This is a genomic window from Methylobacterium indicum (assembly GCF_001043895.1).
Taxonomy (GTDB): domain Bacteria; phylum Pseudomonadota; class Alphaproteobacteria; order Rhizobiales; family Beijerinckiaceae; genus Methylobacterium; species Methylobacterium indicum.
This window is the reverse complement of the sequence record NZ_JTHF01000001.1, coordinates 44,459-59,826: the sequence shown is the minus strand read 5'-3', so window position 1 is coordinate 59,826 and position 15,368 is coordinate 44,459. Positions and strand designations below refer to the sequence as shown.

Genomic DNA, 15,368 nt, shown 5'->3' with positions numbered 1-15,368 from the left:
GCCAGCGCGGGCTCTCGGGGATCCAGGTGCGCAGAAAGAGGATGACGAGGCCGAGGAACGCGCCGAGCCCGAAGGCGACGCGCCAGCCGAGATCCGGTCCGAACAGGGCGGGATCGAGCACGACGAGCGAGGTGCCGGCGCCGAGCACCGCGCCGAGCCAGAAGCTGCCGTTGATGACGAGGTCGGTCCAGCCGCGGGCCCGGGCCGGGATCAGCTCCTGGATGGTGGAATTGATCGCCGTGTACTCGCCGCCGATGCCGGCCCCGGTGAGGAAGCGAAACAGGCAGAAGCTCCACAGGCTCCAGGACAGGCCGGTGGCGGCGGTGGCCGCGAGGTAGACCGCCAGCGTGATGAAGAAGAGCTTCTTGCGCCCGAGCCGGTCGGTGAGCCAGCCGAAGCCGACGGCGCCGAGCACCGCGCCGGCGAGGTAGCTCGAGGTCGCGAGCCCGATCTCGGCGTTGGAGAATTGCAGCGTCGGGCTCGCCTTGAGCGCACCGGCGAGCGCGCCGGCCAGCGTCACCTCGAGCCCGTCGAGCACCCAGGTGATGCCGAGCGCCAGCACCACGAGCGTGTGGAACCGGCCCCAGGGCAGCCGGTCGAGCCGGGCCGAGACATCGGTCTCGATCACGCCGCCGACGGCGGCGTCGGGCTCGATCGCGCCGCCGGGGGCGGCGCGGGTGGCGGAAGGGTGCGTCATCGGGGCCTTTCGATCGGACCGTGCCGGAACGGAGATGGCCCCCGACGCCGCCAGGGGAACCCGAAACCGATCAGAAACCTCGGCGGCCCGCCCCAAAACCCGCTCTACGCCTTGGCCTGCTCCTTCACGCCGATCGGCTTGAACACCCCGGTCGAGGTCGCCACCACCCGCCCCGCCTCGTCGCGGATCTCGGCGTCGCAGAACAGGATCGACTGGCCGGCCCGCGTCACCCGGCCCTCCGCCAGGAGCACGCCGTGGCCGGGGGACAGGAAGCGGGTCTGCATGTCGAGGGTCACCACCGGCCGGCCGGCGGTGAGGCGCGCCACCGTGCCCATGGCGATGTCGAGGAGCGTGCAGAGGATGCCGCCATGGGCGATGCCGAGGTTGTTGCCGTGCTGCGGCCCGAGCGCCAGGCGCAGGCGCGTGCGCCCGTCCACCACCTCCAGCGCCTCGATGCCGCAGAGATGCGCGAACGGGATGGTCGCCCCGTAGATGTTGCCGTGATCCGCCTCGTCCATCATCCGCTCCCGCTCGCATCCGCTCCAGCTTGATCCGGGCCCGTATGGGGAGAGTTCGCCGGCCTGGCAATTCGGCGGTTCTTCCTCCTGTCTCCGTGGTGACGCCCTGGCGGCGCTTTCGCACGGTGCTAAGAGTGGGGACATGAGCGCCTCTCCCCCCTCCTCCTTCGTCCGTACCCGCTGGTGGTGGGTGCGCCACGCCCCCGTCCGGGGCGATGGCGGCCGCATCTATGGCGGCGCCGACATCGCCTGCGATTGCGGCGACGCCCACGTCTTCTCGGCCCTCGCCCCGGTGCTGCCCCGCGGCGCGGTCTGGGTCGCGAGCCATCTCGGCCGCACCCGGCAGACCGCCGAGGCCCTGTGGCAGGCCGGCGATTTCACGGTGGACGGCAGCGGCCCGCGGCTCACCGCGCTCCCGGCCCTGGCCGAGCAGAATCTCGGCGCCTGGCAGGGCCAGGACCGGGCGCGGTTCTTCGCCGAGCGCCAGCCCCTTGCGGCGAGCTACTGGTTCGCCCCCGCCGACGAGTGCCCGCCGGGCGGCGAAAGCTTCTCCGATCTCTCGGCCCGGGTCGGCGCCGCCATCGCCGAGCTCACCGCCGAGCACAGCGGACGCGACATCGTGGCGGTGGCCCATGGCGGCACGATCCGGGCCGCCCTCGCGCTCGCCCTGAACCTGCCGCCCCAGGGGGGCCTCGCCTTCGCGATCGAGAACTGCTCGCTCACCCGCCTCGACCATTACGACGGCCCGGACGGCGCCGGCTGGCGCGTCGGCATGGTGAATGCCCAACCCTGGCTCGGGGCGACGGAGGGGGCCGGACCGGCCGCGTGAGGCACCCCCATACCGATTTTTCCGGCCCGCCCCGCTTCGCCCGCGGTTGACAACCGGGGGCGCTTGTCAGGACCATGCATCCGGGCGCCCTCGACGGCGTACCGCACGAACGAACGTCTTCGACGAAGGACGGACCGGGTGAGGACAACGCTTCTGGCGGCGACGCTCGTCGCCGCGATGCCGGGCATGACTTTGCAGGTCGTGGCTTGGCAGGGGACGGCGCGTGCGCAGACGGCGCCGGCGCCCAGGGCTTCCCAGACGATCTCCGACGGCGTGGTGCGCCTCGGCTTCCTGCTCGACATGTCGGGGCCCTATGCCGACGTGACCGGGCCCGGCAGCGCCGCGGCGGCCCGCATGGCGGTGGAGGATTTCGGCGGCACGGTGCTGGGCGCCCCCGTCGAGGTCGTGGTCGCCGACCACCAGAACAAGCCCGACATCGCGGCGACCACCGCCCGGGCCTGGTTCGACACCGGCGGGGTCGACGCGATCCTGGACGTGGCGGCCTCCGCCACGGCGCTCGCCGCCGCCGACATCGCCAAGGCCAAGAACAAGGTGATCGTGTTCAACGGCCCCGGCGCGGTGCGGCTCACCAACGAGGCCTGCTCGCCGGTCTCGGTGCACTGGGCCTACGACACCTACGCGCTGGCGAATTCGACCGCGCAGGCCACCGTCAAGGCCGGCGGCGATTCGTGGTTCTTCGTCACCGCCGACTACGCCTTCGGCCACGACCTCGAGCGCGACGCGGGCGCGGTGGTGAAGGCCAATGGCGGCACGGTGCGGGGCGCGGTGCGGGTGCCGCTCAACACGGCCGACTTCTCGTCCTACCTGCTCCAGGCGCAGGGGTCGGGTGCCAAGGTGGTCGGCCTCGCCAATGCGGGGGCGGACACCACCAACGCGATCAAGCAGGCGGCCGAGTTCGGCCTGACGCAAGGCGGGCAGAAGCTCGCCGGGCTTCTCGTCTACATCAGCGACGTCCACAGCCTGGGTCTCAAGGCGACGCAGGGGATGCTGCTGACGGAGGGCTTCTACTGGGATCTCAACGACGAGACCCGGGCCTGGTCGAAGCGCTACTTCGACCGGGTCGGCAAGATGCCGAACATGTCCCAGGCCGGCGTCTACTCGACGGTGATGCACTATCTCAAGGCCGTGCGGAAGGCCGGTACCGACGAGACCGCGCCGGTGATGCAGGCGATGCGCGACATGCCGGTCGACGACTTCTACGCCCGCGGCGGCCGCATCCGCGAGGACGGCCGCATGGTCCACGACATGTACCTGTTCGAGGTCAAGACACCCGAGGAATCGAAGGGGCCGTGGGACCTCTACAAGCGCGTCGCTACGGTGCCGGGCGACAAGGCGTTCCAGCCGCTCTCGGCCTCGCGCTGCCCGCTGGTGAAGAAGTGACGGCGGCGGGCGCGCGCGCCGCGGACCGGCGCGCCGTCCGGCCGCACCGTGAGGGGAGATCCCGACCATGACCCTGCGCTGGCGCCGCCGGCCGGAGGGCTCGACCTGGGGCGATTTCGGCCCCGACGACGAGCTCGGCCGGCTCAACCTCCTGACCCCCGAGAAGGTGCGCCAGGGCGCCGCCGAGGTGCGCGAAGGCCTGACCTTCTGCCTCAGCCTGCCCCTCGACTATCCGGGCGGCAACGTGCTCAACCCCCGCCGCCACCCGCCGCAGATCCGCCCGACCGTGCGGGCGAGCGGCCGCCCGAACATGAACTTCCTGGTCTGCGAGGAGGTGCCCGACGCCACCGACGTGATCAGCGACGACCTCGCGGTGCTCCACCTGCAATACTCGACGCAGTGGGACAGCCTCGCCCATGTCGGCTCGCTGTTCGACGTCGAGGGCGACGGCACCCCGCGCCCGGTCTACTACAACGGCTTCCGGGCCGGCTCCGACATCACCGGCCCCGCCACCCCGGAGGAGGCCGGCGCCCCCTCCCGCGCCCAGGCGCTCGGCATCGAGCGGCTGGCCGAGCGCGGCATGCAGGGGCGCGGCGTGATGATCGACCTCCATGCCCATCTCGGCGAGGCCCGGGTGGCGGTGGGCTACGACGGCCTGCGCCGCATCCTCGACGCCGACGGGGTCACGGTCGAGCCGGGCGACATGGTCTGCCTGCATACCGGCTTCGCCGAGCGGCTGCTCGGGATGAACCGCAACCCGGACCCGGCGATCGTCCACGACCTCTGCGCCGGCCTCGACGGGCGCGACCGCAAGCTCCTGAACTGGATCACCGATTCGGGACTCGCCGCCCTCATCGCCGACAATTACGCGGTCGAGGTCCACCCCGCGATGCCGGCGGAGGGGTGCTGCGCCACCCTCCCCCTGCACGAGCACTGCCTGTTTCGTCTCGGGGTCAATCTCGGCGAGCTGTGGCACCTCACGCCGCTGGCGAACTGGCTGCGGGCCAACGGGCGCCACCGCTTCCTCCTGACGGCGCCGCCCCTGCGGCTGCCCGGCGCGGTCGGCTCGCCGACGACGCCGATCGCCACCGTGTGAGCCACCCCATGACCGCGCCGCTCTTCACCCCCGTCTCCCTCCGCGACGTCGCCTTGCGCAACCGCATCGTGATCCCGCCGATGTGCCAGTATTCGGCGGCCGACGGGATGGCGGGCGATTACCACCTCGTCCATTACGGCCGCCTCGCCCTCGGGGGCGCCGGGCTGGTGATCCTGGAGGCGACCGCGGTGGTGCCGGAAGGGCGCATCACCCACGGCGATCTCGGGATCTGGTCCGACGCGCACGGCGCCGCGCTCGCCCGGGTCGCGGCCTTTCTCAAGGCCCATGGCGCAGCGGCCGGGGTGCAGCTGGCGCATGCCGGCCGCAAGGCCAGCATGCAGCGGCCCTGGGAGGGCAACGGCCCGCTCTCGGCCCAGGAAATCGCCCGCGGCGAGGCGCCCTGGCCGATCGTGGCGCCGAGCGCGATCCCCCTCGACGAGGGCTGGCTGATGCCGGCCGAGCTCTCGGGCGACGATCTCGACGCCCTGACCGAGGCGTTCGTGACGGCGGCCCGGCGGGCCGAGGCGGCGGGATTCGACGTGATCGAACTCCACGCCGCCCACGGCTACCTGCTGCACACCTTCCTGTCGCCGCTGACCAACCGGCGCGAGGACGCGTTCGGGGGCGACCGGGCCGGGCGCATGCGGTTTCCCCTGCGCATCGCCCGGGCGCTGCGCGAGGCTTGGCCCTCGCACAAGCCGCTCTTCGTGCGGGTCTCAGCGGTCGACGGGCTCGAGGGCGGGATCACGCTCGACGACACCCTGGCCTTTGCGGGCGAGTTGCGGGGGCTGGGGGTCGACGTCCTCGACTGCTCGTCGGGCGGGCTCGCCGGTTCGGCCACCGCCGCCCGGATCCGGCGCGATTACGGCTTCCAGGTCGGCTTCGCCGAGGCGGTGAAGCGGGAGACCGGGCTCGCCGCCATGGCGGTCGGCCTGATCGTCGATCCGCGCCAGGCCGACGCCATCGTGGCGGAGGGCCGGGCCGACCTCGTCGCGGTCGGCCGCGAGGCGCTGGCCGACCCGAACTGGGCGGTGCGCGCCAGCCGCGTCCTCGACGGGGCGCCGGAGCCCGGCTTCGAGGCCTGGCCGCACCAGGCCGGCTGGTGGCTGGAGCGGCGGGAGAAGGACATCGCCCGGCTGGGGCCGTGGCGGGAGTGAGCCTCGTCATCCGGCCCCTCCCATCCACGACCTCATCCTGAGGTGTCGGTCCATCGACGATGGACCGACCTCGAAGGAGGGCTCCAGATGTCGATGCGCGTCCTGGAGCCCTCCTTCGAGGCTTCTCTCAGTCTGCGATCTTCACCCGCCAGGCATCTCAGGGTGAGAGTGCGAGAGGGATGAATCGGCATTCGCGGATCGACGCCGATCGCGGACGGCGCGACGCAACGACAATCAATCGAAACGGGAGGACACCATGAGCGAGATCGCAGTCGTCGGCGCCGGCCTGATGGGGCATGGCATCGCCCTGGTGCTGGCGCTCGGCGGGCATCGGGTGCGATTGACGGACAGCCGGCCCGAGACCCTGGAGCGGGTGCCGAGCCTGATCGCCTCCGCCCTCGACACCCTGCGGGAGGCCGGCGCGGTGTCCGCCGACTGGACGCCGGAGCGGGCGGCGGAGGCCATCCGCCTCGAACCGGACCTCGCCGCGACGGTGGCGGGGGCGAGCCTCGTCATCGAGGCGATCACCGAGAACCCGGAGGCCAAGCGCACCCTGTTCGCCGAGCTCGACCGGCTCTGCGATCCCGAGACCCGGATCGCCAGCAACACCAGCTACCTCGACGTCTTCCCGCTGATCCCGGAGGCCCGGCAGGCGCGGGCGCTCGTGATGCACTGGTACACCCCGCCCTACATCGTCGACCTCGTCGACGTGGTGCCGGGCCCGCAGACCGATCCGGCGGTGATCGAGGAGGCACGCCAGCTCGTGCTCGGCCTCGGCCAGGTGCCGATCGTGCTCAAGCGCTTCATCCCGGGCTACGTCGCCAACCGGATCCAGTCGGCGATCTCGGCCGAGGTCTACCACCTGCTCGACGAGGGCGTGGCGTCCGCCCGCGAGATCGACGACGCCATCATCCACGGGCTCGCTTTGCGCATCCCGATCCTCGGCCACCTCGCCAAGGCGGATTTCACCGGCATCGAGCTGCTGCGCCACGCGCTGGCCAATGCCAGCTACAGCCCGCCCCCGCCCCGTACCCGCTCCGAGGCGGTCGACGACCTGGTGGCGCAGGGGCGCACCGGCGTGATGGCGGGAAAAGGCTTCTTCGACTGGGGCGGGCGCGACCCGGCCGAGCTGTTCCGCGACCGCGACCGGCGGCTGCTCGCCCTCAAGCAGGCGATGAAGGAGGTCGGCCGGATGGAAGGCGAGTGAACCGGTCGACCGGGGCCGCCGCGGCGCTATAACCGGTAGCCCTGAGGCGGAGCGAGGCGGCGGCCCATGTTCGAGTTCCCGGTCCTGTTCGGCGACATCGGTGGCACCAACGCGCGCTTCGCCGTGCAGGAGAAGCCGGGGGCCGAGCCCGTGGTCCTCGCCCACGAGAAGACCGCCGCCTTTCCCGATCCGAGCGCGGCGATCCGGGCCGCGCTCGACACGAGCGACGTCGCCCCGCCCCGCTCCGCGATCCTGGCGGTGGCTGCCCGGGTCGATGGGCCGTCGGTCCACCTCACCAATGCCCATTGGGTGATCGAGGGCGAGCGGATCGGCCGCGACTTCGGCCTGAAGAGCTGCCGGGTCGTCAATGATTACGTCCCGGTGGCGGCCGGCGCCGCCGCCCTTGATCCGGCGGGTCGCGACCGCTCGATCCTGGAGCAGATCGGCCCGACGCTCTGTCCCGATGGGGGGGCGCGGCTGGTGCTCGGCCCCGGCACCGGCTTCGGCGCCGCGGCGCTCGTGCCCTACGGCAAGCAGCTCGCCATCGTCTCGACGGAAGCCGGCCACATCGATTTCGGGCCAAGCGACGCGGAGGAAGCGGCGTTCTGGCCGAACCTCGCCCGGATCGAGGGGCGCATCACCGTCGAATCGCTGCTCTCCGGCCCCGGCCTCACCCGGCTCCATGCCGGTCTCGGCGGCGGCGAGGCCGACCCGAAGGACATCACCGAGCGGGGCATGTCCGGGGAGGACCCGGCGGCGCGGCGCACCCTGCAGGTCTTCTCCAAGCTGCTGGGACGGCTCTGCGGCGACCTCGCCCTGACCTTCCTCGCCACCGGCGGGGTCTATATCGGCGGCGGCATCGTGCCCCGCATCCTCGACGTGCTGAACGACGGCACCTTCCGCCGCGCCTTCGAGCACAAGCCGCCCTTCTCCGATCGCATGACGCAGATCCCGACTTGCGTCATCACCATCGCCGACCCGGCGCTCACCGGCCTTTCGGCACTCGCCTGTCAGCCGGACAGGTTCGCCTATGACGGGCAGCACTGGGTGGCGTGAGCGGGACCGGTCAGTATCCCTTCCAGAGCCCCGGCGTCGCCAGTTCGACCAGGTGGCCGTCGGGGTCGCGGAAGTACAGGCTGGTGCCGCCTCGCGGCCATGTGGTGCGACCCTCGACCGCGATGCCCCGCGCCGCGAGGTGCCGCTCCCAGGCGTCGAGCGCATCGGCCGGGATCGACAGGGCGAGGTGGAGCGGGCCCGACCCGTCATGCGGCGGGATGGTGCCGCCGGGCGTCGGGATCGGTGTCAGCGAGCCGCCGCGGGGAAACAGCAGCAGCACGCCGCGCCCGGCGACGTCGTAGGCCCGCATCCGATGGTCCTCGTGCAGGCAGGGCAGGCCCATCGGCCCGCCCCAGAATGCGGCGGCCCGCGCGAGATCGTCGACGTAGAGGACCGTCTCGAGGATTCCGGCGATCGGTGGCATGGCTGGCACCTCCCGCCGGATCAACGCCCGGGCGGTCCGGCGGTTACGCGACCGCGGCCGGGTTGACCGCGTCCTCGGCGAGTTCCGACAGCACCTCGTCGGTGTTCTCCTCCTCGACCAGCGTCTCCTTGATCAGGTCTTCGGCCTCGCCGAGGCCGAGCTGGCGCGCCCAGGCGAGCAGCGTGCCGTAGCGGGTGATCTCGTAATGCTCCACCGCCTGCGCGGCGGCGATCAGGCCGGCATCGAGGGCCTCGCCGCCGGCGAATTCCCGCATCACCTCCTCGCCCTCGGCGATGATCCCCTGGATCGCCTGACAGGTCACGCCCTCGGGCTTCTCGCCGACGATCCGAAACACCTGGTCGAGGCGCTTCACCTGCGCGCGGGTCTCCTCCAGGTGGACGCCGAAGGCACCCCGCAGGGCGTCCGAGCGGGCGGCCTGGGCCATCTTGGGGAGGGCCTTCAGGATCGCGTTCTCGGCGAAGTAGGTGTCCTTGAGCTGATGCAGGAACAGCGCCCGGAGGGTCTTGTCGTCGGCCATGCATATGCTCCCATGGGGTACAGAAACGCCCCCGGAAACGCCGCGTCGCCTGGCTTCGTTCCGATGCGGGGATACGCTCCGGATCACCGCGACGGGCCTGCGCGATCGGATCGGCCCCCTCGATCGAGCCAGGCTTCATCGACCCCTCGCGATGCTCCGCAAGGGACCGAGGCCGTGACGGCCGATGATCGAGAGCGGCCGGGCTCGAAAAAAGTCGGCCCGGCCTCGTCCCTGCCCGCGGAAACACGCGAGGGGCGAGGCCGGGCCTTCGGATCGTCTCCCGTCCGGATCGGGCTCAGCGCACCGCGACGATCTCGATCTCGTGCTCGGCGAGCGTGACGGTGTCGCCGGCCTGCTTGCCGGTGAGCGCGCGGGCGAGAGGCGCCACGTAGGCGATGGTGCCCTTGGCGGGATCCGCCTCGTCCTCGCCGACGATGCGGAAGGTCTGCTCGCTGTCGTCGTCGCGCGTGATGGTGACGGTCGAGCCGAAATGCACCGTATCGCCGGGGGGCTGCTCGACCACCTGGGCCGAGTTGCGCCGGGCGGTCCAGTAGCGCAGGTCGCGGTTCACCCGCGCCATGTTCGCCTTGTCGTCGGGGGACAGGCCGGCATGCTCGGTGTGCAGCCGGTCGAGTTCCGCGTCGATGAGGGCGAGGCCCTCCGGCGTGACGAAGTTGGGATGCGGGGAGACGGGGCGGTCGGGGAGATCCTCGAAGGCCTCCCCGCCCTCCTTCTCACGAACGAAGGCAATGCTCATGAAAGGGGCAATGCGCGAGGTCTCGTCAAGGTTCCGCCGGCCCGCGCGGTCAGGCGATCGTCACCACCACCCGCCCGCGGGTGCGCCCGGCCAGGATCTCGGGTCCGCGCGCGATCACGTCGGCGAGCGGCACCGTCGTGGTCATCGCCGAGAGGGCGGCGGGATCGAGGTCGCGGGCGAGGCGAGCCCAGGCCTCGCGGCGCAGGGGAAGCGGCGCCATCACGCTGTCGATGCCGTAGAGCGCGACGCCGCGCAGGATGAAGGGCGCGACCGAGGTCGGCAGGTCCATGCCGCCGGCGAGGCCGCAGGCGGCGACGGCGCCGCCGTAGCGGGTCATCGCCAGCGCGTTGGCGAGCGTCGTCGAGCCGACCGCGTCGATCGCGGCGGCCCAGCGCTCCTTGCCGAGCGGCTTGCCCGGGGCGCTCAGCTCCTGCCGGTCGAGGATCTCGGCCGCGCCGAGGCCGCGCAGGTACTCGGCTTCCTCCTCCGCCCGTCCGGTCGAGGCGACGACGTGCCACCCGGCACGCGCCAGCAGCGCGACCGCCACCGAGCCGACGCCGCCGGCCGCCCCGGTCACCAGGGCCGGACCGGATTCGGGGGTGAGACCGTGGCGCTCCAGTGCCAGCAGGGCGAGCATCGCAGTGTAGCCGGCGGTGCCGATCGCCATCGCCTGCTCGGGGGTGAGGGCGGCCGGCAGCGCGACCAGCCAGTCGCCCTTGACCCGGGACTTTTCCGCATAGGCGCCGAGATGGGTCTCGCCGGTGCCCCAGCCGTTCAGCACCACGGCGTCGCCCGGCTTCCAGTCCGGGTGGGAGGACGTCTCGACCACGCCGGCGAAATCGATGCCCGGGATCATCGGCCAGCGCCGCACCACCGGCGCCTTGCCGGTGAGGGCCAGTCCGTCCTTGTAGTTGAGGGTGGAATGGGTGACCCGGACGGTGACGTCGCCGTCCATCAGACCGGCCTCGTCGAAGTCCTGGAGCGAGACCCGCTGGTTGATCTCGCCTTTCCCGCCGCCCTCGCCCTTCTCGATCACCACCGCCTTGAAGGTACCCACGCCGTCGCCTCCCTGTCCGCGCGCGGCCTTCGTGCCGCGTCGCCGAACCGGGTTGTGGGGCGCGAGCCCCCCGGCGGCAAGGTGGCGGCGGCCAGGGCGGACCCGGGCCGCACAGGCCCGGGTGGGCCCGGGCCGCGCAACGCCCGGGCGGACCCGGGCCGCGCAGGCCCAGGCGGACCTGGGCCGCGTATCGGCTCGGCTCAGTAGCCGTCGTAGATGCTGCCGCCGCCGAAGACGAGGCCGGTGCCGGCACCGACCGCCGCCGCGCCGAGCCCGATGCCGGCACCCGCGAGGCCGAGGCCCGCGCCGACGAGACCGCCCGGGGCCGGGCCGGCGCCGTAGCCGCCGCCATAGCCGCCGCCATTGGCCGGCACCCAGCCGGAGCGGCCGGGCTCGACCAGGACGCGGCGCTGGTAGGAGGCGTAGGCCGGCGGGATCACCTGCGGCACCACCTGGGCCGGACGCACCAGCACCCGGCGGGTCTGGGTGGCGTAGCGCGGCGGGATCGTGACCCAGCAGCCGACGGTCTGGCCGTAGGCGTCGATCGAGGTCTGCCAGACGCGGCGGGCCGGGGCCACCAGCACCTGCTCGGACACGGTGTCGTAGACCGGCGGCACGACGTGGTTCACCGTGCGCGGCGGGCGCACCATCACCTGCTCGGACACCGTGCCGTAGACCGGCGGCGTCGAGACCTGGCGGTAGCAATCGGTGGTGCAGCCGTAGCCGCCCGCGAGGGCCGGGGCGGCGGAGACGAGGCCGGCCGCGAGCGCGGTCGCGGCGATGGCACGGGTGACCGGGGCGGTCATGGTCGGAGATCCTCGGGAGTCGCGGGGAAAGACGCTGGCGCGACACTCGCCAGCGCCACGCTTGCCCGGGAGTGAAGCCGGTGCGGAGCCCGCCAGGCAAGCCGAAACCCGGAAGAGGGTAAAATTGCCCTCGGGATTTACTACGTATTTCGGTGAATTGCAGAGGGGATCGCGCAAGCCTGAGAGTCGATCGCCTCGGTGGCCCGGGAACCTGCGAATCCGGCACGTTCTCTATACTTGCGGTAAACCACGTAGCTCGCTTCGCCGGTGGACGAGCGGAACTTTTCGACGAGGAAGAGTCGAGCGGCGCCGTCCATCCCGGACGGTGATCGGGTGCCGAGCTCGCGGGCGGCTCACGAGGCCGCGTCGGCGCACCGGCGGCCAGCCCGGGCGGGGTGGGTCCTGGCTCGGACAGGGGCCGGCTGCCACCCGCATCGGCATGAAGCCTGAGCCGCGTCGGCAGCGACCGCCCTTGCGGGATATCGCTATGGCGATCGGAGTCCGGAGAGACGGGCCGGGACGGCAAGCCCGACGGCACCTGAGGCCAGCGACCGGCCCGGATGCCGGGCGCGCCCGGCCCGGGCGGGGCGGCCGCGTCGGGACGCCCGCCCAGCGGTCGATCAGGTCTGTCCCGGCCGCAGCTGATAGAAGATGTGGCGGCCGATCACGTCCATCTTGCGCAGGCGGCGCGACCAGCGCGGCTTGACGTAATCGGCGTGGTAGTGGGTCGCCCCGCCGACATCGGCGAGGTAGGTGCGGCCCTCGACCACCGCGTGGGCGATGCGGGTCGCGGTCTGCCAGGAGGCGTCGTCGGTGATGCGCAGCGACTTGCCCTCGCAGGCAAAGGAGAACTGGCAGCCCATGTAGCGGTGGCGGTTCTGGTAGACCACGCCGCAGATGTTGGCCGGGTAGAGGCCGCTCTTGGCGCGGTTGAGCACCACCTGGGCCACCGCCGCCTGGCCCTGCTCCGGCTCGCCGCGGGACTCGAAGTAGACCGCCTCGGCGAGGCAGCGCTGCTCCTTCTCGGCGTTCTCCGGGGTGATGAGGTCGGCGTAGCGGCGCTTCGCGTCCTCGCTCGGCAGCGCCTCGGGGGCGATGCGGGCGGCGGTGGTGACGGCCGCCCGGGCGTCGCGATCGAGGCGCGGCGAGATCTGGCCGCCGGCGGCGATCTCGACCGGGGTCGCCTCGGCCGGGGCCGGCGTCGTCGAGGACAGGGCGACGGCGCGGGGCACCGCCGGGGTGCCGCCTTGATCCGCCCGGGTCTCGGTGTCCCGGACCTTCGCCGCGCGGGTCTTGTCGGCGGTCTGGCCGCCGGCGGCGGCCCCGCGGGTCGGCGCCGTCGCGCCGGCGGCGGGCGAACTCGCGCCCGCCTCGCTCGCCGTGTCCGGCAGGGGCACGAAGGCTTCCTGCGGCTCGAGGTCCGGGTTCCAGGTCGCCGGGCCCGGGGTGAAGGTCGACGCGACGCTCGGGCCGGTGCTGCCGAGCCAGCCGCTCGCCACCGGGAGGGGCCGGCCGGCCCCGGTGACCCGGCCGGGGACCAGCGGATCGGTCTTGTGGGTGCGCTGGGCCAGCGGCTGGGTGCGGGCATCCGCCTTCAGGTCCGGGCGCAGAGGCTCGGAGTCGACGGCGAGGCGCAGGGGTCCCGACAGGCCGATCTGCGACGGGCCGACCGGGGTGATGAGGCCGCGCTCCGGCAGCGGCGGCATCCCGCGCGGGACGAGGCGTGCGACGGCGCTGGAGCCGAGCGAGGTCTCGTAGCCCGCGGACGCCGTGAACGAGACGAGGACGCCGAGACCCACGGCCCAGGGCGCCACGGCGGCGGCGAACCAGCGCATGCCCTTCGTCCGCCGCATCTGCCGTCTGCGCAGCTCCCGCTTGCGCACGTACCGCCTGCCCAAGGTCCCGACCCCACTCTACGCACGCTCCGCCGGCCCCGTGCGGGACCCGCGATCGTCAAGGGGAGTGTCGGCGGGTATGGTTGAGCGTTGGTTAAGCGGATGCGCCGAGACGCCCGGCGAGGTCGCCGGCCCGCGCGGCGTAGAGCACCGGCAGGGGCGCCGCTACGCCGCGCACCGCCACGGTCTCGACGCGCAGGCCCTGGAGGCCGATCCCGGCGCGCTCCGCGGCCTCGGCCGAGGCGACGATCTGCACGTCGGCGGCCTTGGCGAGGGATTCGAGCCGGCTCGCCAGGTTCACCGCCGGGCCGATCACCGAGCGCCCCCGGCTCGCGCCGTAGCCGAGGCGGCCGAGCACCAGCGGGCCGGCATGCAGGCCCATCGCCATGCGGAGCGCGCTCGGCAGTTCGGCGGCGAGCTGACGGTTGAGGTCGGTCACCGCCCGGTCGACCTCGCCGGCGGCCGTGAAGGCGCTGCGGCAGGCCGGGCCGATCCCGTCGGCATGGGTGAACAGGGCGAGAAGGCCATCGCCCGCATAGCCGCCGATCCAGCCGCCCGCCGCCTCGATCTCCCGGCCGACCGCCTCGAAGAAGCGGTTGAGGATGAACACCACGTCGAAGGGCAGCTTGCGCTCGGAGAGCGTCGTGAAGCCGCGGATGTCGATGAACAGGATCGCCACCTCGCGCTCGATGCCGGCGACGTCGGTGTTGGTCAGGTGCTGGTCCGCGCTCTCGCGGCGCGGGTCGAGGATGCGCACCACGGCCACGTCGCCGCTGGGCTTCGCCTGGCAGGCGAGCCGCACGTTGGCGGGCGCGCCGATCGCGCGGAGGGCCGCGCTCTCCTGGGCGCCGGGAGGCGACAGGTGCCCTTCCCCGCCCACCACCAGGACCCGGCAGGTCGAGCAGCGCCCGCGCCCGCCGCAGACCGAGACGTGCGGCACCCGATTCGCCCGGCTGATCTCGAGGAGCGTGGGCCCCTCCAGGCTCTTCACCGTGGGGCCGCCGACATAGGAAACGGTGAAGCGCCGGGCCCGAAGGGTCGCGGCCGCCCGGACCAGCACGATGCCGAGCGCGACCGCGACCGCCGCGTAGATCGCGCCCGTGACGGTGTCGCCCCAGGCCGCGACCGTCGAATCGAGGGGCGGCACCTGCCAGCGGGCGGCGAGGTCCGGCGCCTCGAAGCGGCGGGCCAGCACCGTGTCGCGCTCCATCAGGCGCCCTTGCGTGACGATGCCGGCGAGCGCTGCCGCCGGCAGGCCGAAGACCGGCACGGCGAGGAGCGGCACGATGCGCCGGTAGAGCGGCGACAGGCGCAGCCAGGCATGCAGGCCGAGGCAGCCGTGGAGCCAGACCACCAGCAGCAGGGCGGTCTGGAAACCCATGCCGTCGGGCCAGATGCGGACGATCACGTAAGCGTAGGTGGTCCGCGTGCCGTCGACCAGGCTGGTGATCCGGGTGCCCAGGACGTGCGGCACCAGCAGGAAGGGGATCGCGAAGCCGAGCAGCGTCTGCGCCGCCTCCCAGGGCGGCATCCGCAGCGTGCGGCGCTCGGCGAGGCGCACCAGCGAGAAGGCGACGTGGGCGACGAGCGCGAGACCGAGGATCAGGCTGCCGGGCAGCGAGCGCGTGACAGCGACCCGCCAGCGGGCCGCCTCCATCATCGTCTCGAGGCCGACGAGGCCGAGCGCGTGGTTGGCGAAATGCGTACCCGCGAAGGCGAACAGGACGAGGCCCGAGATCAGCCGTAGGCGTTGCGCGAGCGAGCCGCGCCACAGGCGGGCGCCGGCCTCCGGGGCCGGGCCGACGGCGGCCTGCGGGTCGCGCATGGGGGTTTACTCTTTCCTGCCGCGGGTTTCCCCTCTCCCCGCGGGCGGGGAGAGGGCTGCTGGGGATCGAAGATCCCACCCCCGTTCAGGGGATGCAGCGAGCCC

The 15,368-nt window shown here is 72.9% G+C and carries 15 protein-coding genes; 6 read left to right on the top strand and 9 right to left on the bottom strand.

What is annotated here, in order from left to right:
* Both QR78_RS00270 and QR78_RS00265 read right to left on the bottom strand, forming a co-directional pair.
* Positions 1-697 (bottom strand): MFS transporter (locus QR78_RS00270; RefSeq protein ID WP_048425467.1); only part of this gene is annotated, 697 nt, incomplete at its 3' end.
* Between the two features lie 104 nt (positions 698-801).
* A complete protein-coding gene (locus QR78_RS00265; protein ID WP_048425475.1) occupies positions 802-1,215 on the bottom strand; it encodes a PaaI family thioesterase in 414 nt (137 codons plus the stop codon).
* 142 nt (positions 1,216-1,357) lie between these two features.
* Between QR78_RS00265 and QR78_RS00260 the strand changes: the two genes are divergently transcribed.
* The 6 genes from QR78_RS00260 (at position 1,358) to QR78_RS00235 (ending at position 7,961) form a co-directional block, all read left to right on the top strand.
* Positions 1,358-2,044, top strand: coding sequence for a histidine phosphatase family protein (locus tag QR78_RS00260; RefSeq protein WP_048425466.1), 687 nt, complete (start codon positions 1,358-1,360; stop codon positions 2,042-2,044).
* Positions 2,045-2,221: 177 nt separating this feature from the next.
* Positions 2,222-3,445 carry an ABC transporter substrate-binding protein gene (locus tag QR78_RS00255; RefSeq protein ID WP_082171517.1) on the top strand — a complete coding sequence of 408 codons (1,224 nt, stop codon included), beginning with the start codon at positions 2,222-2,224 and terminating at the stop codon, positions 3,443-3,445.
* 67 nt (positions 3,446-3,512) lie between these two features.
* Positions 3,513-4,541, top strand: a complete 1,029-nt coding sequence (locus QR78_RS00250) for a cyclase family protein (RefSeq protein WP_048425465.1) — start codon at positions 3,513-3,515, stop codon at positions 4,539-4,541.
* A gap of 8 nt (positions 4,542-4,549) precedes the next feature.
* Positions 4,550-5,698, top strand: coding sequence for an NADH:flavin oxidoreductase/NADH oxidase (locus tag QR78_RS00245; protein WP_048425464.1), 1,149 nt, complete (start codon positions 4,550-4,552; stop codon positions 5,696-5,698).
* A gap of 256 nt (positions 5,699-5,954) precedes the next feature.
* Positions 5,955-6,905 carry a 3-hydroxyacyl-CoA dehydrogenase family protein gene (locus tag QR78_RS00240; protein WP_048425463.1) on the top strand — a complete coding sequence of 317 codons (951 nt, stop codon included), beginning with the start codon at positions 5,955-5,957 and terminating at the stop codon, positions 6,903-6,905.
* 66 nt (positions 6,906-6,971) lie between these two features.
* On the top strand, positions 6,972-7,961 hold the full coding sequence (locus QR78_RS00235) for a glucokinase (RefSeq protein WP_048425462.1): 990 nt from the start codon (positions 6,972-6,974) through the stop codon (positions 7,959-7,961).
* Positions 7,962-7,971: 10 nt separating this feature from the next.
* Here QR78_RS00235 and QR78_RS00230 read toward each other — a convergent pair whose 3' ends face one another.
* The 7 genes from QR78_RS00230 to QR78_RS00200 all read right to left on the bottom strand — a co-directional run bounded on the left by QR78_RS00230 (position 7,972) and on the right by QR78_RS00200 (position 15,263).
* A complete protein-coding gene (locus QR78_RS00230) occupies positions 7,972-8,385 on the bottom strand; it encodes a VOC family protein (RefSeq protein WP_048425461.1) in 414 nt (137 codons plus the stop codon).
* Between the two features lie 43 nt (positions 8,386-8,428).
* Positions 8,429-8,923, bottom strand: coding sequence for a YciE/YciF ferroxidase family protein (locus QR78_RS00225; protein WP_048425460.1), 495 nt, complete (start codon positions 8,921-8,923; stop codon positions 8,429-8,431).
* A 295-nt stretch (positions 8,924-9,218) separates the two neighbouring features.
* Complete coding sequence (greA, locus tag QR78_RS00220; protein ID WP_048425459.1) at positions 9,219-9,680, bottom strand: transcription elongation factor GreA; 462 nt, start codon at positions 9,678-9,680, stop codon at positions 9,219-9,221.
* 49 nt (positions 9,681-9,729) lie between these two features.
* Entirely contained in the window at positions 9,730-10,737 is a 1,008-nt protein-coding gene (acuI, locus tag QR78_RS00215) for an acrylyl-CoA reductase (NADPH) (RefSeq protein WP_048425458.1), read from the bottom strand.
* Positions 10,738-10,937: 200 nt separating this feature from the next.
* Positions 10,938-11,543, bottom strand: coding sequence for a hypothetical protein (locus QR78_RS00210; protein WP_048425457.1), 606 nt, complete (start codon positions 11,541-11,543; stop codon positions 10,938-10,940).
* A gap of 620 nt (positions 11,544-12,163) precedes the next feature.
* Positions 12,164-13,396 carry a cell wall hydrolase gene (locus QR78_RS00205; RefSeq protein ID WP_244276236.1) on the bottom strand — a complete coding sequence of 411 codons (1,233 nt, stop codon included), beginning with the start codon at positions 13,394-13,396 and terminating at the stop codon, positions 12,164-12,166.
* 136 nt (positions 13,397-13,532) lie between these two features.
* On the bottom strand, positions 13,533-15,263 hold the full coding sequence (locus tag QR78_RS00200; protein WP_053220737.1) for an adenylate/guanylate cyclase domain-containing protein: 1,731 nt from the start codon (positions 15,261-15,263) through the stop codon (positions 13,533-13,535).
* Between the last annotated feature and the right edge of the window lie 105 nt (positions 15,264-15,368).